Consider the following 19859-nt stretch of genomic DNA (forward strand, 5'->3'; position numbering starts at 1 on the left):
TGATCGAAATCGGGCAAAAGTTAGGGATTGATAAAGCAAAACTTATCACCTAAAAAGGCTCATTTAATTTTGCCAATTTGCCGACCAATCGTTTCAATTTGAGCATAGTTAGAATTTTGAGTGGGGATAAATTTTTTAGCCTCAAACAAGCCGAGAATTTCTTTTTGTTCTGGCACCGTGGGGTCGAGTTTCAAAAAAGCGCTCTGTACCTTTTTGGCAAAATCATCGCCATAGCGCTTTTTGACCTCCGGATTGATAACCCAGTGGTAGTCATAATAGGCAGGTGTTTGCCAGAGGACTTGCACTTTATTTGGGTCTACTTCTTTGGAATCGACTCGCTTTTTCCAGACGCTTTCATTTACAGCACCTACATCGTAGGTGCCTGCTTCCACCAATTTGATCGTCTTATCGTGATCGCCGGAAAAACCGACTTGACCTTTCAAATCTTCAAGTTTGAGTCCAGCTTGTTGCAGGAAATATTGAGGCATTAAACGCCCGGATGTTGAAGATTCGCTCCCCATAGTAAAGCTATGCCCTTTGAGCTGTTTTAAATCAGAAATATCTTTAAATGGCTTCAGTCCAGCCTTTTTGTTGGCGATGAAGAGACTGTGGAATTGGGCGTCTATGTCGCGTTGAGCGATCGCTTCCGCACCCGGTACCTGCAACCGTGCCTGCACCCCCGTCAATCCTCCAAACCAAACTAAATCCAAATCTCCTACTTTGAAGACAGTAACCGCCGCCGTATAGTCAGTAACCGGCTTATACTCCACCGGCACACCCAGTTCCTTTTCTAGATAGGCAGCTAGCTTGTCATACTGACGCTGTAACTTTTGCGGATCTTGATCGGGAATTGCACCGATTGCCAGAGGCTTTGTCTCAGTTCCACCGTTCGTCGCTGAAGTCCCGGATGGGTTGGGCGAACAAGCCGCCAGCGGTAGCAACAACAACAAACCGGACAACAATATTTTTTTCATTCCTGACTTGGATCTGCTCATTTTGACTGCCTATATAAACTTACGCCAGAAGCTACCCCTCCTGGAAATGGGCTGTAGCGCGGGTGCCAGAAGTTAGTGTAAGCGAACGGCTACCCTTATGCCAAAATTAACCGTAGTGTCAGCAGGCTTTAGCAATAGTTTGGCATCCTGGGCAGAAGTTGTATGGTGGGCGGTAAATTATCGATAGGCAGTTGGGTAAAGGTGGCTTTGGGATCGCCTATCTTGCTTAGCGGGACTTAAACAAATTTCAAGACCAAACAAAGCCTAAACTGATGCCTCAATTATGCCAACCATCACGACGGGAAACACGAACGCACCCACAATCATGATTGGCGAAAAGGCAGCCGATTTGATTAAAGCCGCAGGGCGTGTTTCAGAGCAAGCGCCCTTAACAACTGCGATCGCCTAATTATCTCGTTTTAATAACATGAAGGAGTTTGAGAAAATGATTACCTTATACACTGCACCATCCTTCGATGGGAGACCAACCCACAACGTTAGATGCGACGGCTTATGGCTACATTGGTAATTTCATACAGCCACGTTTTGAAAGCTCAATCCTTGATTATTTGCTTGAGCGATCGAACCTCTGCCAGCACTATGAACGGATGACTGAACAGTTTTTTGGCAATAGTGAAGCGCTGCGATAGTGTAGCTTTAGCAAGTCCTTGAGCATCAGCGCAGATTGCTCATTAAAACACTCACCGTTGAGTCCTAGCTCAGCTTCATGAGCTAATCCTGTTTGTTCAAAGATCAATGGATTAATAGAGTTACTCCAATGATTCATCACCTTTGTATTTCTGCTTCTCTATTCTCGCCTGTCTTCAAACCAATCTTGCCCACCCGGTAACTGAGTTAAATACTCATCAATGATGTCAGGTAAAATACTTGCTGAATGAGCATACGTCAAAGCAAGTAATTGTTGAGCTGTCAGGATTATCTGAGTTCTATCCACCATTTCTGAGAGTTGAGACGGTTTAACTCTTCCATTTAGTACTTCCACACTCGCCGGACGAATTGCAGCTGCCAGTGCATCTACAAGCATTGGTTCCCATTCATCAGGCTTGACGTAGTGAGAAGTTTTGTTGTCTTGGAGATTCAGGTCTTGAATTTGTATGAGAGAATCTGAAATTGAAGCTACCCAAGAGTTGGTTAATCGCTGCTCTATTTGATTTTTAATCAAGTGAATTAGCATTCTAACTAAATAGGATTTTATATTACGCAGGGTTGCCTTTTTACTCATCCAATCCAGCTCATCTAAAATCACTAAAGCGTCTGTGTAGCGTCCCTCAATGATGCTATTTCTTAAATCTATGAGTTCCTGAGTCATAACAATTGCCTTCATCTAGGCGTTTCTACGCTGAATATAGCACTCAAAAACGAGAGCGATCGCTCTGGTTCATCTCACCTTTGTTCCCTTCCGTTATGGAGCTTTCTGGAGTGGGTCAAATATTTAACAAACCTGACACCAAGGGTATGCCAAAATTAGCCTAAGTGTCAGGGAAAGTTTAAGGAATGGTTTGGGCCGCTGGGCAGATGTTGCATGGTGGACGATACATCGTTGACAGGGTGCTGGGAGAAGGTGGCTATGGCATCACTTTTTTAGCTAGAGACAAAAAAGGGAATTTTGTCGTTATCAAGACGCTGAACGAACAGGTATTGACTAAACGCGAATTTACAGCGTACCGAGACAAATTCAATCGAGATTTCCAGAAAGAAGCGCTGCGACTAGCTGTGTGCCGACACCCTCATATTGTGCAGATTGACAATGCCTTCTCTGAAGGACAGTTACCTTGCATGGCGATGGAGTATGTTGAAGGAGAAAACCTGGAGCAGCGCGTACTTAATCTGGGTGTTTTGTCGGAAACAGAAGCATTGCACTACATCCGCCAGATTGGTGAAGCACTGACTTTCATCCACGAAAGAGGCTTTTTGCATCGGGATGTGAAGCCGTCCAATATCATGGTGCGTGCCGAAAAATTCGAGGCGGTGCTGATTGATTTTGGCATTGCTAGGGAATTTATCCCCGATTTGACGCAGACTCATACGCAAACTTTTACTCCAGGTTTTGCTCCGATTGAACAGTATGCTCAGCAAGCGAGGCGGGGCGAATATACGGATGTTTATGCACTCGCGGCGACGCTCTACTATTTGCTGACTGGAGAAGTCCCGCTACCAGCTCCTGCTAGAGCTGCGGGGATTCCGTTAAATTCACCGCAACGCTTCAATTCAAGCATTAGTAATTTAGCCAATCAGGCGATTCTTAAAGGAATGGAATTTCAAGCCGAGGAACGCCCTCAGTCGGTGCAGGAGTGGCTAGAATTGCTCAATTTTAATAAGATTGCCGCCTACACTTTTAAGCAGCCGGTATCAAGCAAGATTCCGTTATCAAAAACTCATAATGCAAGTTCAATCGCTACCAACCGCAATTTTTTAACAAATCGACAAAGTTCAGCGTCAAGAATAGATTACCGGCAACTACAGACTTTTTTAGCGTTAGGAAAGTGGCAAGAGGCGGATGAGGAAACAACGACGGTCATGCTGAAAATTTCCGGTCGAGAAACCGAAGGCTGGCTGAGAGTAGAAGATATCAAAAAATTTCCAGTTTCAGACCTTCGCATCATTAACCAACTCTGGATAAAACACAGCAAAGGGCGCTTTGGTTTTAGCGTACAAAAATATATCTGGGAGAGGATTGGAGGGACGAGAAGTGCAAATTATGAAATTTTGTGTATTTTAGGCGATCGCGTAGGATGGCGGATTGATGGCGTTTGGGTTCCTTATGAAGAATTTATTTTTGATAGCGATCGCGCTCCCGCAGGTCATCTGCCCAGCGGATATGTTTTTTGCGAAGTTGGTTGGTGGGTAGGGTTATTGAACCTCTTCTATCGTCTTGAGTAGCTAATTATAAAAAATCTATATTTTTATGAAGTCTTATTGATTATTCTATAGGTTAAGCGCTGTTGTGAATATAATAAATGCTGCCTACTCTAACTCACTCTATTTTTTAGCAAAAATGCATTTAATTATTCTAAAAGAGTAAATTTAAATTCATTTTTTTTCTGTATTCAAACAAATTTTCAGCAGCTCTGCAAACTTTTATGTCTTCCGCTATTACGAGAACTCAACTTGAACAGTTACGTCCAAGCGATCGCTTAAAATATTATGGGGTTCAATGGCAGATTAAAGAATACAGCACTTATGACGATTCCTATGGATATGAAACAACAGAGTGGTTGCTAAAATCTCAGGCAGGAAAAGAATATTATTTGCTACGAGAAATCGATCCTCAAAATCCAGAATCCTTGGTAAATTGGTATCTTGCCGAAGAAATTCCCGATCCTAAGATATTTGAGCCAGAATCACTTAATAATTTGGCTGTTCGTCTTTGGCACGATATGCAAGGGCAAAAAACACCTTATCCAGAATTGCACGCCTTGGGCAGACGCTATTATTTTGAGTCATCAACTCAGGGAAACTATGAAGGAGACGAAGAGGAGACATCTCGAATTACTTGGGATTATTGGGACAAAGATCGTCAATGGAATTTAGCGATTGAAGCTTGGCCTAATGGCGAACGACATATTTACTCTACCAAAATAGTGAAGCCAGAAGAGTTTTCTGATATTGAACGAGGGGTAAAAGAAAGTAATTTTGGCAGCTTTATTGCTCAAGTATTATTAGCCAGTTTTCTCATGATTTGCGGAATATTTTTGATGATATTCGGATAGTCAAAAAATGCCTACATCTTTATTTATTGAACAACATAATAACGGGTTGGCTTTTTATATCAATGGTGATTTGCAGTTTGATACCGCTGATGAAGCCATTTATCACGAATATTTAGTGATTCCATCGGTAGCACTGGCAGTCAAACGGTTTCCTCAGACAGAGTTGCAAGTATTGATTTGTGGCGGCGGGGATGGATTAGCTGCACGGGATGTGTTGCGATTTTCTGAAGTGAGTCAAGTTGATTTAGTGGATTACAATCCAGAAGTTTTAGAACTAGGTAAAAAAGTATTTAAGGATTTTAATCAGGGAAGCTTAGAAAGCGATCGCTTAACTATTTACACGCAAGAAGCATTTGAATTTTTATCGACAATCAAGGAAAAATCTTATCACGTCATTATTTGCGATTTTACTTATCCTAGTTGTACAGAAGATACTGCAATATACACTCAAGAATGGTTTAAAACTATTAGCCGGGTGCTTTATCCAGGTGGCATTATTAGCACGAATGCTGTTTCTCCAGAAAATCGTACAACAGGTTTTTGGTGTTTATATCAAACTTTGTTAGCTGCTGGATTGATGGCAAAGCCTTTACAACTAGCAATTCCATCCTTTCAGCGGCATGACTATGGCAATTGGGGGTTCTTTTTAGCGTCTCCAGTTTCAATTCAGCATTCTGAACTAGAAGCAATTATCCTACCTAAAAATTTACAGGCGATCGCTCTTGAAAATCTGCTCAAAGTGTTTGAGTTTGAGAACGCGATCGCTCATATTCGCCACAGCGTAAACATTCACACCCTGGATTGTCCGCAGCTATTTTACTATTTGCTTAATCCTCATATTCAATTAACCCAAATTACCGAAGCAACTGAAGGAAAAACCATTAATTTTTTAGATATTGAAGAATCCGGGACTGGACTGATAGGTTTGCGCGATCTCCTTCAACTAGAATCAACAGCCCAAATGTGGTTAGAAGAAGTTGAGCGAAATGACGTAGATATTAGCAAATTATTGCCGGTACAACATCCTTATCACAGCCCTAAGATGACGGCAGAATGGTTAGCGCACCTGCAACAATTACTATCAGAAATAGACTTATCGCGCTTATTGGGCAGTATTTTAGACCGCGCTCAGGAACTGCCGCCTCAGATTGCCGCTGAACTAAAACAATTGTCTGATAAAGTCCGATCTGGACAGCAACTTTCAGCCTTATCACCACGGGCAGCAGAATTTATTATGATGCTTTCAGTGACATTACTAATGGCAAATTTAGCCTCTCCAGATGCTGTATTTGCTAAGGGATACTATTCAGGAAGTAGCCATTCTTCTGGCTCTAGCGGATATCCAGTAGGAACGACTTATTATAGCGAGGGAGAATGGAATTGGTTTAATAAAACCTTAGGATTTATTTTGACAGCGGCAGGCGGTATTTGGTTGATAAACTTATTAACAAATCGCTCGAATCATGACTGACATTTTAAATATAAATCATGGGCAAAAAATTCAAGCAGAAGAATTATCTTTAACCCTAAGACTGCTAAATTTAGAAGAACGCCATCTTTGGGACTTGTTTGTGCAAACTGCGCCCACAGGATGCTTTATGCAATCTTGGGCTTGGGCAGATTTCAAGGAATTAGAAGGATACAAAACGTTCCGTTATGGTTTATTCTACAAGCAAGAATTAGTGGGAGGATGCATTTTTTATTTTTATCCTCATCCTAATAAAGCAAATTTATTAGTTGCTCCAGGTGCCCCTTTGCTACCTGCACAATTGGAAAAAGAAGGAATGCAGATGTTGCTGAAACAAGCGGCATCTTTAGCTAAAAAAATAGCAGCGGTGGCGCTACGAATTGAACCATTATGGCATCAAAAACCAGATTGGCTTGCCGAATTTAGGCGTGCCCCCGCTGATTTATTGCCCTCAGAAACCCTGTTAATTGATCTACAATTAACTGAAACTGAAATGTTAGCAACTATGAAGCCAAAAGGACGATATAATTTGCGTTTGAGTTGGCGTCATGGTGTAGAAACCGAATTTAGAACAGACTCGCAGGCAATTCCTGTGTTTTACGATATCTTTTGGGAAACGGTAAAACGTCAGCAGTTTTTTGGCGAACCATACAAATTTTTCATCAATCTTTGCCAAACCTTATTTAAGGCAAATATGGCAGAGATTGGTTTCGCAACCTGGCAGGGAAAAATATTAGCCGCTATCTTGGTGGTTTATTGGGGCAATCGCGCAACTTATCTTTACGGCGGACGTAGTTTTGAACATCCGGAAGTCATGGCAACTTACAGTTTACACTGGGCGGCAATGCAACGGGCAAAATCACGCGGTTGCAGTTTGTATGATTTCTATGGTTTTACTCACGATCCCAATCATAGTTATGCCAAATTTTCCCGCTTTAAAAGTCAGTTTGGTGGTGTGACGGTAACAACTATCGGCGCTCAGGATTACTTTTTTTACGACCAATTAGCAGATACAATGATTGGATTATTAAAACACTTAAAGAATCCAAATTGATTTAATCGTAATTTACGCAAAGCTTATACATATAGCGTTTTTTCGGGTTCAATCACCCTGTGGTTGCAGATGTGGTGATGTTGCGTAAATCCTATTGATATTAAAAAACTTGATAAGGAGTTAAATAGTGGAACAAGTCAGTCAATTAGGATTTATTCTTCTAGAGCTAGTGGTAGGCTTTGGGTTGTTCTGGCTGGGACAACTAGCTTATCAAAAACTATTCCGTCGCATGGAATTAAATCTAGAACTATTTGTTAAAGATAATTCAGCCGTAGCGATCGCTCTCGTCGGATATTACCTCGGCATCGTCATTGCACTGGGTGGTGTTTTAGGACAACCTTCAGACAATTGGCAGGACAAGTTACTCAATTTGGCAAGCTATGGTGCCACAGTAATTTTATTCATGTTGGCGGGTGCTTGGGTAGGCGATCGTTTAATTCTGCGTTGCTTTGATTGTAAGCGCGAAATTCTCGAAGAACGCAACACAGGCGCTGCTGCTGTAGAATTTGGCAATCACATCGCCAATGGACTCATTCTCAGCGCCGCACTCGGAGGAGAAAGCGGCACTTGGCTAGTAGGGTTAGTCTGCTGGATTGTCGGCTTAGGCGTACTCGTTTTGGTGAGTGTTCTCTATCCCTACGTCACTAAATACGATGTATTTGAAGAGATTGAAAGGCGCAATAATCCCGCTGCTGGCGTGGCGTTAGCAGGCTTACTTATTGCGACGGGTAATATAGTGCGCGTGGCATTTGCCGCCGAGTTTCAAAACTGGGTAATTAGTTTTACTCAATATGGTTTAACACTGTTATTTTGCTTAGCCTCACTGATTGTAATTCGCTGGATTGCAGATTTAATCTTGGTGCCAGGAGTAAAAATATCCGATGAAATCGCGCGTCAACAAGTCCCGAATTTGGGTGCTGGATTAATTGAAGCTTTTGCTTATATTGCGGCTTCATTCTTAATCGCCTGGGCTGTCTAAATTCAGGACGGACTCGCCGCACATCAACACATAGTAAGGGCAACCACAGGGGGATTGAACCCGAAAAAACGCTATATGTATAAGCTTTGCGTAAGTCCTGAAATGTAAGAAATCGGCTTCTGCCCACTCAAAAATAGGTTGAGAAGCTGAAAAATGATGGGATCTAAGCACTGCTTGTCCTTTCAGCCAGCACCTTGAACAAAGTCAAATAAAGAGTGAGCCATCTGCAATTTACTACAGGGTTCAATCTCTACTTTGCGCCCTTGATTGTCAAGAAACACAGCTCGGTTGTTGTCGCTGCCAAAACCAGCATCGGGTTGATCGATGGGATTAGCAACAATGGCATCCAATTTTTTCTTCCGCAACTTCTCCAGCGCTGGCGTAACAATATCCCCAGTCTGTGCGGCAAACCCAATTAACTTTTGATGCGGCTGTTTGAGACTCGCCAATTCTGCCACGATATCGGGTACAGATTCTAGAGGTAAGGAAGCGGGAAGCGATCGCTTCGGCAATTTCTGGGCACTATACTCGGCTGGTTTCACATCTGCCACCGCCGCCGACATCACTATCAAATCGGCATCTGGAAAACACTCTAACATCGCCTGCTGCATCTGGTGGGCGCTCATCACACCAATCGATTGCACCTTTTGTAGAGAGGCGATTAATTGCGTCTCCATTGGCCCATGCACCAGTGTCACAGATGCACCGCGATGCAGTGCAGCTTGTGCCAATGCGAATCCCATTTTGCCAGTCGAAGGATTGCCGATGAAGCGCACCGGATCGAGATGCTCTCGCGTTCCTCCAGCACTAATTAAAACTCGTTTCCCGGCTAAATCTCGCTTACCGCCAGTGTGCAATAGAGATGTAATTTGCGGCAAAATTTCAGCAGGTTCTGCCATACGTCCAGCACCGACGCGATCGCAAGCCAAGAGTCCAGCACCGGGACCAACACTGTGATAGCGTTTATCTACGAATACCTGTTGCCAATTGCGTTGCACTGCCACCTGTTCCCACATATCCGTATTCATTGCTGGTGCTAACAACACCGGACAAGTGGAAGCGAGGACAGTATTCGCAAGCAGATTGTCAGCGAAACCATAAGCCAACTTGCCTAAAGTATTCGCGGTTAGAGGAGCGATCGCCAAAACCTCTGCCCATTCTCCCAACTCAATATGCAAAGGGCGTCCGCGTGTCGGTTGCCAGAAATTTTCATCCGTATAAGCAGGATGACGAGACAGCGTTGCCACTGTTAGAGGGGTGATAAATGCTTGAGCAGAATCAGTAAGAATCACCCGAACTTCCACCCCAGTTTTGGCAAGCGCCGAAATTACCTCACAAACTTTATAGGCGGCGATACCGCCGCCTATCCCAATGAGAACTCGTCTGCCACTTTGCATTTAAGCTTCATCGAAGGGTTGAAAATCCAGCAGGTAGAGGTAGGGTTCAACTAAATCTGGACGTTGAAAAGCGATCGCTCTGAGCAAATGCCAATCATCCAATCCTTCAAAGGGATTGGTGTAATTATCTTGCTCTAGCCGTACAGCCAGCTGTTCCACTTCAGTTGCCGTCACAGCAGAAATATCCCGGTTGGAAATGCTAACAGTTGTCATTGACCGCGCCTCCCTCAATCTGCATCTGTGCCATGAATTATACAGATGCAACCAACCATTTTATCTTAACGCCATTACTGGCGATCGCTTGATTTAAAAAAACGTCAAGTTAGCGGGTCTACTAGCTTTAAGCGGGAGATTTGACCGAAACAGGGCTGAGGACTGAGGGCTGAGGACTGAGGGCTGAGGGCTGAGGGCTGAGGGCTGAGGACTGAGGGCTGAGGGCTGAGGGCTGAGGGCTGAGGGCTGAGGGCTGAGGGCTGAGGGCTGAGGGCTGAGGGCTGAGGGCTGAGGACTGAGGGCTGAGGACTGAGGGCTGAGGACTGAGGGCTGAGGGCTGAGGGCTGAGGACTGAGGGCTGAGGGCTGAGGGCTGAGGACTGAGGGCTGAGGGCTGAGGGCTGAATAAATAATGGTTTCAAGCACCATTATTTAATTATGGACAAGAAGAAAGAATTGTTTCTCTGCTGGCGCAGCCTGAAGAAACTCTCGCGTCATTATTTCCATATTTCCAGCCCTGATGGCGTTAAGGGCTATACTCAGTCCGTGCTTCGCACCGCAACGCTGAACAGGATTTTTACCTCAGACCGTCAAGCGTTGCGCTAACGAGAGCAGTCATTAGCGGCTAGCACCGATCAAGTATTTGCCTTGACAAACTTCCGCATCACTTCTAAAGCTGCCGGTTGAACCTCATGCCCCATATCAAATTCCTGGTATTGTACCGATACTCCCAGCGCTGTTAAAGCGTCCCGCGCCTTCTGGGCAGCACTCAGCGGCACCACAGAATCTTGTCTCCCATGCAAAATTAATACAGGTGGATAAGTAGCATCAGGTTGTGGAGAGAGGGGATGCAAATAGCCACTCAACACCACCAAACCCGCTAAAGGCAAATTCAATCCTACATCCAGCGTCATTGCCCCGCCTTGAGAAAAGCCACACAAAATTGTGCGTGAAAGGGGGACGCCAGTTGAACTTTCGAGAGATTTGAGCCACTCAGTAAGCAAATGCTGACTTTTGACTAAATCCTGAGACTGAGATCCTCCTGGTTTCCCAAATTCGTACCACATTCGCCCCCCCGCTACATAGGGATTCGTAAAAGGGGCATCGGGCACCAAAAACTGATACTCCGGTAAATTCAAAAATGGGGCTAAGGATGCCAACTGCTGGGCATTCCCTCCAAAGCCATGCAACACGACAATCAACCCAGATGGCTGTTGATTCGCTGCCGATGGAATCGAAATAACTGAGAGAGACAGAAGCTTACTCCTAACAAATGCGACTCACCAATCAGAGATGCTGGCAAAGCTCTCATCTTTTAAGATAATATGGCGATCGCTATCCAGACTAATCGATCCCTGCTGTTGTAGCTTGCTGAGCAATCGCGTGATGGTCACGCGGGTGGTACCGATGGCACTGGCGATATGTTGATGGGTGAGGCGCGCCCCCAGACGAGTTCCACCAGCCACAGGTTGACCGATTTCCTTTTTTAACAGCAACAGCAGTCGCTGCAAGCGATCTTCTACCCGTCGCTGTCCGACAATGGCTAAAAGTGCCTCTGCTTGTCGCATCCGTCGCCCCATTTGCGGCAAAATTAGCTGAGCTAGACGTGGGGAAGCTTCTATTTCTGTGACTGAAAACCATCTTAAATAGACATCACAGAGCGCCGTTGCCTGATAGGCTTGCAGCCAGGTCATCCAAAGACCAAAAAATGTCGAAGTTCCTGCCCAACCCAGCAACACTTCTTCTCCATTCGGGCAAAGTGTACTCAGCTGCACCAAACCCCGATCGATTTGCCAAATGCCCTGTGGTACGAGGGGAATTAGGTCTCCCTTGGCATAAAAATGCAAACGACGCCCTTCATTGGGATCGTATTGGTCTATTGCTAGAACTGCTTTGGAAGTTGGGGGCATGGCTGTAATTATTTCCAGCTATGAAAAATTGGCTATGGATAGGCACTGCCACTTTAACCCCCTAAGGTAAAGGATAGGTAATCAAAAGATTACTAAAGGCTTAAAAAACGGTGATTTGCGAATACTTTTAGATTGTGCGATCGCCCCTTTTCAGGGTAAAGGCGATCTCATCCAAATTCTTCCAGACTCAGCCTGAAAATAAAGAGACTGGCTATCGATAGCCAGCCTCAGTGTAATATCCCAAAGTAAAGGATAGTCATCCAAACGATTAAGAACTCATCAGCGATCGCTCAAAAACTCATCACTAATTACCCATTAGATTTTGGTACCGCACTCCGGACAGAAGTTGTTGCTGGCGATGTTTTTCGCACCGCAACCGCTGCAATATACTAGCTCTGCGGCTTTTTCCAACTTGCGGCGTTCTGGCAAGCCAATCATTTGAGCGTTGCTCTTACCTGGAGCCACCATTGGGTAACAGTTTTCGTTCCTTTTGACTTGGGCATCCAGCAAAACTGGGCCATTGTGAGCCAGCATTTCGGCGATCGCATCTTTCAGTTCCGAGCGATCGCGGATCGACATCCCCTTAATCCCGAACGCCTTTGCTAGCAGCACAAAATCTGGCATCCCCACTTCCATATTCGAGGACGAGTAACGCTCTCCGTAGAACGCCTCCTGCCACTGACGCACCATTCCCTGCCAGCCATTATTGATAATAACGGTCTTGACATTTATGCCATATTGTGCCAGCGTCCCCAGTTCCTGTAAATTCATCTGGAAACTGGCATCGCCGCTAATACAAATCACCTCTTCGTTCGGCAGCGCTACCTTAGCACCCATCGCCGCTGGCATCCCGTACCCCATCGTGCCCAAACCAGCACTGGAAATCCACCGACGCGGCCCATTCTTGAGAAATTGCGCCGCCCACATTTGGTGCTGACCCACGTCTGTCGTGTAGTAGGCTTGAGGAGCTTGACGCCCCAGTTCTACAATCACCTCTTGCGGTGCCAAACTATCGGGATATTGAGGCACCACCAGAGGATAATCTTCTCGCCAGCGATTAATCCGCTCCAGCCATGCTTTCGTTTGATTTAGCTCAAAGGCAGCATTGGTTTCATGACATCGGCGCAGCAAGTCAATCAACACGTTCCGCACATCGCCGACAATAGGCACTTCCGGAGCGCGATTTTTTCCCACCTCTGCGGGGTCGATGTCAATATGAATAACCTTAGCGTGAGAAGCAAATTCATCCAACTTACCCGCCACGCGGTCATCAAATCTGGCTCCCACCGCAATCAGCAAGTCGCACTCGCTCACTGAAAAGTTAGCGTAGGCGGTGCCGTGCATCCCCAACATCCCAACTGAGAGGGGATGGTTCTCGTCAAAGGCACCAATGCCCATCAGCGTCGTTGTTACGGGGATTTGGAAGAGTTCTGCCAGTTCCTGAATTTCTGCATGGGCACCGGCTGTAATCGCGCCCCCGCCCACATATAGCAACGGCTGCCGTGCTTGCCCAAGTAAGGTACACGCTGCATTGATCTGACGAGGATTGCCTTTCACCGTAGGACGGTATCCCGGCAATCTTACGGTATCCGGCTCCACCGGCACATAGTCAAATTCTGCTAATGCCACATCTTTCGGCACATCAATCAACACCGGCCCCGGACGCCCCGTACTGGCGATATGGAACGCTTCTGCCACAATCCGCGCCATGTCTTTGGGATCGCGCACGACATAGGAGTGTTTCACAATTGGCAGCGTAATTCCGAAAATATCGGTTTCCTGAAACGCATCGCTGCCAATCGCGTTAAGAGGCACCTGCCCCGTGACCACGACCATTGGAATCGAGTCCATGTGCGCTGTAGCAATGCCCGTCACTAGGTTCGTTGCCCCAGGACCAGACGTGGCAAAACAGACACCCACCTTGCCGGTGGCACGAGCATAGCCATCCGCCGCGTGAGCCGCGCCTTGCTCGTGTCTTGCCAAGATGTGATGAATCCCGCCATCCGTTTCCGCCCGGTACAGTTCATCGTATATCGGCAGAATTGCACCACCCGGATAGCCAAAAATATGCTGAACACCGTGACGCTTCAGACTGTCAATCAGGGCAAATGCACCTGTTCTGCGGCTGCTCATTTGACGTATTGATTCTTTTTCCGAGACGCTTTGCGATCGCACCAGTCAACCTCTCACTAAACTTAAGTTCTTTTTTAAGGTTTCTATCTAATTCAGCATCAGAAATAGAGGGTTAATTCTTAAGTCTAATCCTGATATCAATTCCTGTCGAGGGATTAATCCACAAAAATTGGAGAGTGTTTATTTTCTCTGACTTTATTGCTCAATTCGGTCACGCCGCCGGGAAGGAGGTGTGCCAAGGATAGCGGCTAAGATCGGTCCGAGAGTCCTCCTTTCAAGCTAGATTACATCTTCCAAAACATTGCGGGTACTGAGCCACGCCCAGACCCCAACGATATTCACAATAATGCTCATACTCAAAAGAACGCCTCGCAAGCCAAATTGATCCGTAAGCGGGCCAGCGATCGCCAGCGGGGCACTCAGAGCAATATTGACGACATTATTCTGAAACCCAAAAACTTTGCCGCGCATATTTTCTGGCGTTGAGGCTTGAATCAGAGTTTGCATCGGCACGCCAACGAACGAGGCACCCAGTCCCAACAGGGCACTTAATCCTAAGCCCAGCCAGAGATGTGTAGTCAACGTAAACACACCCAATACAAAGCCCATACTCAAAAAACCCACCAGAGGCAAAGGCTTGTGGTGGAAGCGATCGCCCCAATGCCCCAAGACACCCGCACCAAACACCATACCCACCCCAGCAGCGGATAGTAAAAAGCTAAATTGACCAGGCTCATTGAGACCTATTTCCTTCGCCAGCTCAATTGCCAGTACAGTTAAAGCCGCAAACACCGAATACAGAATTGTCAGCTGCACCATCGCAGTCCGAACAAGGCGTTTTTTCCATAAATAACTGAAGCCTTCTTTGAGATCGTTCCAAGGATGAACTGCCATCGATCCTATCGGAATCGGAGTTTCTTTAATTTTCACTAACTGGCTGATACCAGCAGCCAACAGGTACAAAAGCGCCACCAAAATTTCTTGACCATACTTTCCCCCCCAAGTTCTGGCTAGACTCAACAGCGGCTCTCCCACAGAGAAACCGACAATCAGCGACCCCATCATGGTGGTTGTAAACAGCGCATTTGCCGTCATTAAATTTTCGCGCTTTACCAATAGGGGGATAGCCGCCTGCTCTGCTGGTGCAAAAAATTGCGTGACAGTAGAGATCAAAAACGTAATTACTAACAAAATTAAAAACTGCTTTGGCAATATGGGAATCAATAGCATCAATAAACCGCGAATCCAATCAGAAGCCACCATAATTTGCTTCTTCGGAAAGCGATCTACAAAAATACCCGCAGCTGAGCCAAAGAAGATTGCGGGAAGCGTGAAAGCTACCATGATGGCGGAACGCATAGAATTTGCCCCCATCAGCGACGTCTGATAGTTTTCCAGCAACGCAATCAACAAAATGAAGAAGACCTTGTCTGCTACCTGAGACACGATCTGCCCTATCCACAGGATGAGAAAAGGTCGATTCTTCATCAGAGCGCGAAAGCCGCTACCAGAAGCGGGAGGTTCATCTGGAAACATAAGAAGTGTTCAGGAGCCTCTTGAGTACAACCCTAGTGTGCGCTGGCGAGAGTCACTTGTGCCAGTCGAGTAGCCACTTTTTGTCAAAGTTTTTAAAAGCCATCTCTGCCATAATAGCTATTCCACTCTATATGTTAACCAGCATCCAGCATTGGAAAGATCGCCAAACACATGACTTTTCCCCCCATCTGTAGCGGTTGGAAACCCTGTGTAGCTGTTGTTTTTACCTTCTGTATAAACTGCAATACTTGGCAGAAAATTGTCAATTAAATTACCAAATCATTCACTTGACAAATTTCATGCTATTTTACCCAATGGCGAATGTCTGAAGACCGATCCTGTGCTAAGTTAATCACTGGGAATTTAATTCGGCTGAGTGAGTTGGTTGTCTATGTTGACAGACATCTCGCCGAATCGAAGTCTCTACACCATCTGCATAAAGCGAGATACTTCCATGTCTATCTATGTAGGCAACCTATCCTACGACGTCACCCAAGAAGACCTTAGCCAAGTTTTTGCCGAATACGGAACTGTTAAGCGGGTTCAGCTACCCACTGACCGCGAGACAGGTCGCCCGCGTGGCTTTGGTTTTGTGGAAATGGAAACTGAAGCTGAAGAAACGGCTGCCATTGAAGCTCTAGATGGAGCGGAGTGGATGGGTCGGGATTTAAAAGTTAACAAAGCCAAACCCCGTGAAGATACAAGACCATCTGGCGGCGGCGGCGGTAATCGCAGACCCAGTAGTGGTGGCTTCTCTCGACGCTACTAAGTTTTAAGACAAAAACATTAACAAGCCTAGTCTCCAGCAGATTGACACTTCCACTGCTTAACGCTGTTTTTCTTTTTTATATATAGAATGAGCGTTCTAGCAGTGGATTTTTATTTAAAAGTGCCGACGTTTCTAAAATACTTAATTGTTAGCCCGTCCTGGCATTTTTGTTGACACAGGTAGTAAGTAGTGCTGATTTAATAATATTTTGACGGTTTGTAGAAGCTTTTCGGTCGGAAAGTCCCTACTCCTTCAATTAACATTGACAGCATAGGGGGTGAAAGCCAATTGAATCGACTACCCCAAACACCAAAACCTACTAAGTAGATGGATCTAATATTTGTAGGATGGGTAGAGCATAAGCGTAGGCGCGTTCATGCCGTAAGGCTTTAGCCTTCAAGGGAGAGTAACCCATCAAACCCATTTCAGTGTTGGGTAACGTTACCTCAACCATTCCCTACCTCATATGTTTAGTTTAATTATGTCTACCTACTTAAGTAAGTGGGATTAATTATTTCAGGACTTACGCAACAGCACCACATCTGAGGGCAACCACAGGGGGATTGCCCCTACAAAATGCTATATGTATAAGCTTTGCGTAAGTCCTGATTTGTAGGATGGGTAGAGCATAAGCGAAACCAATGCAGGTGTTGGGATTTCCTCCGTCAAGCCAACCTACAAATATCTTCAATTTAATTGCATTCGCTTACTTACCAGTCGTTAATTAAGTCAGTCAGAACGGGGTGGTAACTCGGAGGGCGAGAGCGAACCAGGCTCGCTGGGTGTGGGTGAACCGGCGGCGGGGGTGGCAGGGGTACCGGCGGCGGGAGTGGCAGGAGTACCGGCGGCAGGAGTACTAACAGCAGGGGTACCAGCGCCAGAAGCCTCTGGGGAACCAGTATTAGAGGTCGCGGCGGGTGCCCCAGAGGCTCCGGGAGGGGGAGCTGGGGGTAGCGGCGGTGGGACGAGTGGAGCCGGGGCTAAGGCAGGTGGAGTAGGGACTAGGGCAGGTGGAGCCGGGACTAAGGCAGGTGGAGCCGGTGGGGGCGGCGGTTCAAAAGTTTCAATTGTAACTGCTCTGCTAATTTGTTCGCCAGAGGCATTGGTGACTTGCAGCGTAATCGTTTCACTACCCGGTTTTTGACTGAGAGTATAGGGGATACTGCCTTGAGCTGGAACCGTACCGGGTGCCGGAAGCAGCTCAACCTTAATATCGTTGCCGCCTTCTACTTTCCAAGATATTTTAATAATTGCACCGGGTTTTGCCTGATTGACTGGAACAATATATTTTGGTAAAGCTTCTTGATTGTTGATTTGAAAATTAACAATTCTAGAAGGTTGAGCTTTAATTTTAATCGCATCCGTCTTTTTAGAATCTGATGGTTCCGGTTGTCCTGTATTGGGAACGACCATCAATTCAAAGATGTAGTCTCCAGGTTTGCGAGCATCTGTAGGCACATTTTTGCAGATTAGCGCTGCGTCGGCGGTACAGTATTTTGCCAAACCAGTTGCAACACCTTTGCTGAAGTCAAACCGCTTCAATACACTATTCACCGCACCGTCAGGCGATCGCCCGATCAACTGCAACTCTTTGATCTGCTCTGGATTGACAACTCTCCAATTGAGGCGAATTTTATTTTCATCGCTGACTTTTTTATTGGCATTGGTGGGGTTGCCAGGAACCTCTGCATAAATAGGTTTTGTAGAGGAAAACTCGATAATCTTCGGGGGAGGCTCCGGTTCAATTTTGATCGGACTGGTCTTCAGGGTGTCCGATGCGGCATCTTTTCCCTTTTTCGAGAATACTTTCAGTTCAAAAACATAGTCACCGGCTTTGCGGGCATCTGTACGCACATTTTTGCAGATTAAAACCTGCCGAATCGCACAAAATGACTTGAGTTGCTCTGGAACACCCTGGCGGAAATCGTAAGAAATTGGTTCAACGGTAGCCGTTCCGTCAGGCGATTGCCCGGTGAGCAAGAGCGACTGTATCTGATTTGGGTGGCGAATTTGCCAACTCAGACGAATTAAGTCGCCTTCAGAGGCTTGATAGAGAGGGTCTTCAGAGCTAAATTGCAGAATTTTTGGTGGCGGCTTTGGCTTAAAGAATAGCAACCAAATCAGGAAAGCGATCGCTACCAGAATTCCTATAGAAAGCAGCAATACCAGCAGGAACTGCCACCAAGGACGGGGTTCCCAATACAGCGTCCCCTGAGGTACATCATTAATCAGCGGTAACTGCTGCGTATCTTCAACTTCAACGCCGAAGCCGATCAACCGTCCTCCCCCGTACAGAGGACGACGCCACCACTTGAGCGGTTTTACCTGAACTTCGGCGATCGCTAAAGAAAAAGGCGCTATCCGCACCAGGGAAGGCGACACCGTGTAAGAACACACATCCTCCTCATCCAAACTTTTGGCGCGCAAGATCACCTCGCGCGAGGTGTTGCCCCCATTATTTAATCTGAGTTCATACAATCCGGATAGGCGTCTCACCTTACCTACCAGGGTGCGAAATTCTACGGTCAGAAGGTAAGTCGGGAGAATTTCTAGGTAAACGACATCCAGCAGCACCAGGTCTGGATTGTTGACAGAATATAAGCGAACGGTGGGATAGTAAGTTCCTGCCAGCGCGTCCATTGGCGGGTTTAACAGTAGCAGGATTTGCCCCCTGTCTCCGGGGTTGAGGTCTAATCCCGTCGTCGTTGTCACCAGTCCCGGCGACTCTAGCCCTTCCGGATAACGCACGCTAAACCATTTCTCATCCAGATCCGGGCACATCAGCCGAAACCGATCGACTCGGTCAGAGCGGTTGTGTACGTTCACCACAACTTGCAACAGCGAACCGGGTTGGAGACGAGCTGGGACAGCAGAACTGGTGATTGGTACAAGACTAAAGGTGGGGTCGCTAACCCGAATGGCAGTCTCAATCGGCGGTAAAACCTGGAGTCGCGCTTGATGCCGGATCGGGGTATCTTCGGGGTAGTGTTGCGGCGCATCGACTACCAGCAGGTATGGGTAGGTGCCCGGTTTCGTCTCGACTGGCACCTGAAACTGAAAGATCGCCTCGCTGGTAGAGTTGGAACCTAATGCCAGCCGCTGATGGGGAGAAGCACACCACTGACGAAGAGGCTGGGATACTTCATCGACAAAAATATCAATTAAGGCACTTTGATTGCCCTTATTACTCACCGTGATGCATAGATCGAAGGTCGCTCCGGCAACGAGGGCGTAGTCTCCGGAAGGATTTAGGATAACCGCGAGGGGATTACCAGGAGCCAGCGCTTGGTGGATGGTTTGAGGCAACTGCTGACTGCCTCGTTTGGCAGCAAGACGCATCCGATAGCGTAATTCGCCTGCAACTTCCGTCTCCTGTACAAAGCCTTGATCTACCAGATCGTCCAACAGAGCGATCGCTACGTCCTCCCCTGAGCCAGTACGATCTGCCACTTCAGCCAGACTGACTTCTGATTTTTTACGCATCATCCATTGCACGATCTGTCGCTGGGAGTCTGGCAGCGTCAGGACATCAACCATTGTGAGACCACCGGCTTTTTCATCCTGTCTCCCCTGTCTCTCTAAGGAACCAGCATCGAACGGTTGTCTCGTTGTCATTGTTTCCCTCCCCAGAAATAAGGACTGAGGAGACGCGATAAATCGGCGTCTCTACGCGAC

20 protein-coding genes are annotated in these 19859 nt (G+C 46.5%); 9 read left to right on the top strand and 11 right to left on the bottom strand.

Going from position 1 to position 19859, the window contains the following annotated elements; translation table 11 throughout:
* Nucleotides 1–59 precede the first annotated feature (59 nt).
* Nucleotides 60–974: a putative selenate ABC transporter substrate-binding protein gene (locus ACFW2W_RS10195; RefSeq protein WP_378177195.1), complete on the bottom strand. Its 915-nt coding sequence runs from the start codon at nucleotides 972–974 to the stop codon at nucleotides 60–62.
* Nucleotides 975–1278: 304 nt separating this feature from the next.
* On the opposite strand from ACFW2W_RS10195, the gene ACFW2W_RS10200 reads away from it, so the two are divergent.
* A complete protein-coding gene (locus tag ACFW2W_RS10200; RefSeq protein ID WP_378176872.1) occupies nucleotides 1279–1404 on the top strand; it encodes a hypothetical protein in 126 nt (41 codons plus the stop codon).
* Between the two features lie 67 nt (nucleotides 1405–1471).
* Nucleotides 1472–1645, top strand: coding sequence for a glutathione S-transferase C-terminal domain-containing protein (locus ACFW2W_RS10205; RefSeq protein ID WP_378176874.1), 174 nt, complete (start codon nucleotides 1472–1474; stop codon nucleotides 1643–1645).
* Between the two features lie 158 nt (nucleotides 1646–1803).
* Here the strand turns inward: ACFW2W_RS10205 and ACFW2W_RS10210 are convergent, their stop codons facing one another.
* A complete protein-coding gene (locus ACFW2W_RS10210; protein WP_378177198.1) occupies nucleotides 1804–2325 on the bottom strand; it encodes a DUF29 family protein in 522 nt (173 codons plus the stop codon).
* A gap of 185 nt (nucleotides 2326–2510) precedes the next feature.
* Here ACFW2W_RS10210 and ACFW2W_RS10215 point away from each other — a divergent pair, with 185 nt between their 5' ends.
* From ACFW2W_RS10215 to ACFW2W_RS10235, 5 genes are all read left to right on the top strand, one after another.
* Nucleotides 2511–3896 (top strand): GUN4 domain-containing protein, encoded by a 1386-nt coding sequence (locus ACFW2W_RS10215; RefSeq protein ID WP_378176876.1) that lies wholly within the window; start codon nucleotides 2511–2513, stop codon nucleotides 3894–3896.
* Between the two features lie 200 nt (nucleotides 3897–4096).
* The gene (locus ACFW2W_RS10220; protein WP_378176878.1) at nucleotides 4097–4726 is read left to right on the top strand and encodes a DUF4178 domain-containing protein; all 630 of its coding nucleotides are present in this window, start codon (nucleotides 4097–4099) and stop codon (nucleotides 4724–4726) included.
* 7 nt (nucleotides 4727–4733) lie between these two features.
* Entirely contained in the window at nucleotides 4734–6197 is a 1464-nt protein-coding gene (locus ACFW2W_RS10225) for a spermine synthase (RefSeq protein ID WP_378176880.1), read from the top strand.
* Nucleotides 6190–7248 (top strand): lipid II:glycine glycyltransferase FemX, encoded by a 1059-nt coding sequence (locus ACFW2W_RS10230; RefSeq protein WP_378176882.1) that lies wholly within the window; start codon nucleotides 6190–6192, stop codon nucleotides 7246–7248. Before ACFW2W_RS10225 ends, ACFW2W_RS10230 begins: the two co-directional genes overlap by 8 nt.
* A 127-nt stretch (nucleotides 7249–7375) precedes the next feature.
* Nucleotides 7376–8227 carry a DUF350 domain-containing protein gene (locus ACFW2W_RS10235; RefSeq protein WP_378176884.1) on the top strand — a complete coding sequence of 284 codons (852 nt, stop codon included), beginning with the start codon at nucleotides 7376–7378 and terminating at the stop codon, nucleotides 8225–8227.
* Nucleotides 8228–8409: 182 nt separating this feature from the next.
* Here the strand turns inward: ACFW2W_RS10235 and coaBC are convergent, their stop codons facing one another.
* The 3 genes from coaBC to ACFW2W_RS10250 form a co-directional block, all read right to left on the bottom strand.
* Complete coding sequence (gene coaBC / locus ACFW2W_RS10240; RefSeq protein ID WP_378176886.1) at nucleotides 8410–9624, bottom strand: bifunctional phosphopantothenoylcysteine decarboxylase/phosphopantothenate--cysteine ligase CoaBC; 1215 nt, start codon at nucleotides 9622–9624, stop codon at nucleotides 8410–8412.
* A complete protein-coding gene (locus ACFW2W_RS10245) occupies nucleotides 9625–9837 on the bottom strand; it encodes a DUF2555 domain-containing protein (protein ID WP_190818072.1) in 213 nt (70 codons plus the stop codon). It abuts the gene before it with no gap.
* Nucleotides 9838–9941: 104 nt separating this feature from the next.
* Entirely contained in the window at nucleotides 9942–10265 is a 324-nt protein-coding gene (locus ACFW2W_RS10250) for a hypothetical protein (protein WP_378176888.1), read from the bottom strand.
* Nucleotides 10266–10274: 9 nt separating this feature from the next.
* Here ACFW2W_RS10250 and ACFW2W_RS10255 point away from each other — a divergent pair, with 9 nt between their 5' ends.
* Nucleotides 10275–10442, top strand: coding sequence for a hypothetical protein (locus ACFW2W_RS10255; protein ID WP_378176890.1), 168 nt, complete (start codon nucleotides 10275–10277; stop codon nucleotides 10440–10442).
* Between the two features lie 29 nt (nucleotides 10443–10471).
* Here the strand turns inward: ACFW2W_RS10255 and ACFW2W_RS10260 are convergent, their stop codons facing one another.
* From ACFW2W_RS10260 to ACFW2W_RS10275, 4 genes are all read right to left on the bottom strand, one after another.
* Nucleotides 10472–11092 carry an alpha/beta hydrolase gene (locus ACFW2W_RS10260; protein ID WP_378177201.1) on the bottom strand — a complete coding sequence of 207 codons (621 nt, stop codon included), beginning with the start codon at nucleotides 11090–11092 and terminating at the stop codon, nucleotides 10472–10474.
* 24 nt (nucleotides 11093–11116) lie between these two features.
* Nucleotides 11117–11746, bottom strand: a complete 630-nt coding sequence (locus tag ACFW2W_RS10265) for a Crp/Fnr family transcriptional regulator (RefSeq protein WP_378176892.1) — start codon at nucleotides 11744–11746, stop codon at nucleotides 11117–11119.
* Between the two features lie 315 nt (nucleotides 11747–12061).
* On the bottom strand, nucleotides 12062–13921 hold the full coding sequence (gene ilvB / locus ACFW2W_RS10270) for a biosynthetic-type acetolactate synthase large subunit (protein ID WP_378176894.1): 1860 nt from the start codon (nucleotides 13919–13921) through the stop codon (nucleotides 12062–12064).
* A gap of 237 nt (nucleotides 13922–14158) precedes the next feature.
* The gene (locus ACFW2W_RS10275) at nucleotides 14159–15415 is read right to left on the bottom strand and encodes an MFS transporter (RefSeq protein ID WP_378176896.1); all 1257 of its coding nucleotides are present in this window, start codon (nucleotides 15413–15415) and stop codon (nucleotides 14159–14161) included.
* Between the two features lie 454 nt (nucleotides 15416–15869).
* Between ACFW2W_RS10275 and ACFW2W_RS10280 the strand changes: the two genes are divergently transcribed.
* Entirely contained in the window at nucleotides 15870–16184 is a 315-nt protein-coding gene (locus tag ACFW2W_RS10280) for an RNA recognition motif domain-containing protein (RefSeq protein ID WP_378177204.1), read from the top strand.
* A gap of 319 nt (nucleotides 16185–16503) precedes the next feature.
* Here ACFW2W_RS10280 and ACFW2W_RS10285 read toward each other — a convergent pair whose 3' ends face one another.
* Nucleotides 16504–16638 (bottom strand): hypothetical protein, encoded by a 135-nt coding sequence (locus ACFW2W_RS10285; protein WP_378176898.1) that lies wholly within the window; start codon nucleotides 16636–16638, stop codon nucleotides 16504–16506.
* Nucleotides 16639–16913: 275 nt separating this feature from the next.
* The gene (locus ACFW2W_RS10290; protein WP_378176900.1) at nucleotides 16914–19799 is read right to left on the bottom strand and encodes a hypothetical protein; all 2886 of its coding nucleotides are present in this window, start codon (nucleotides 19797–19799) and stop codon (nucleotides 16914–16916) included.
* Between the last annotated feature and the right edge of the window lie 60 nt (nucleotides 19800–19859).

It is taken from the genome of Coleofasciculus sp. H7-2 (assembly GCF_042747725.1).
Classification (GTDB): Bacteria; Cyanobacteriota; Cyanobacteriia; order Cyanobacteriales; family FACHB-T130; genus FACHB-T130.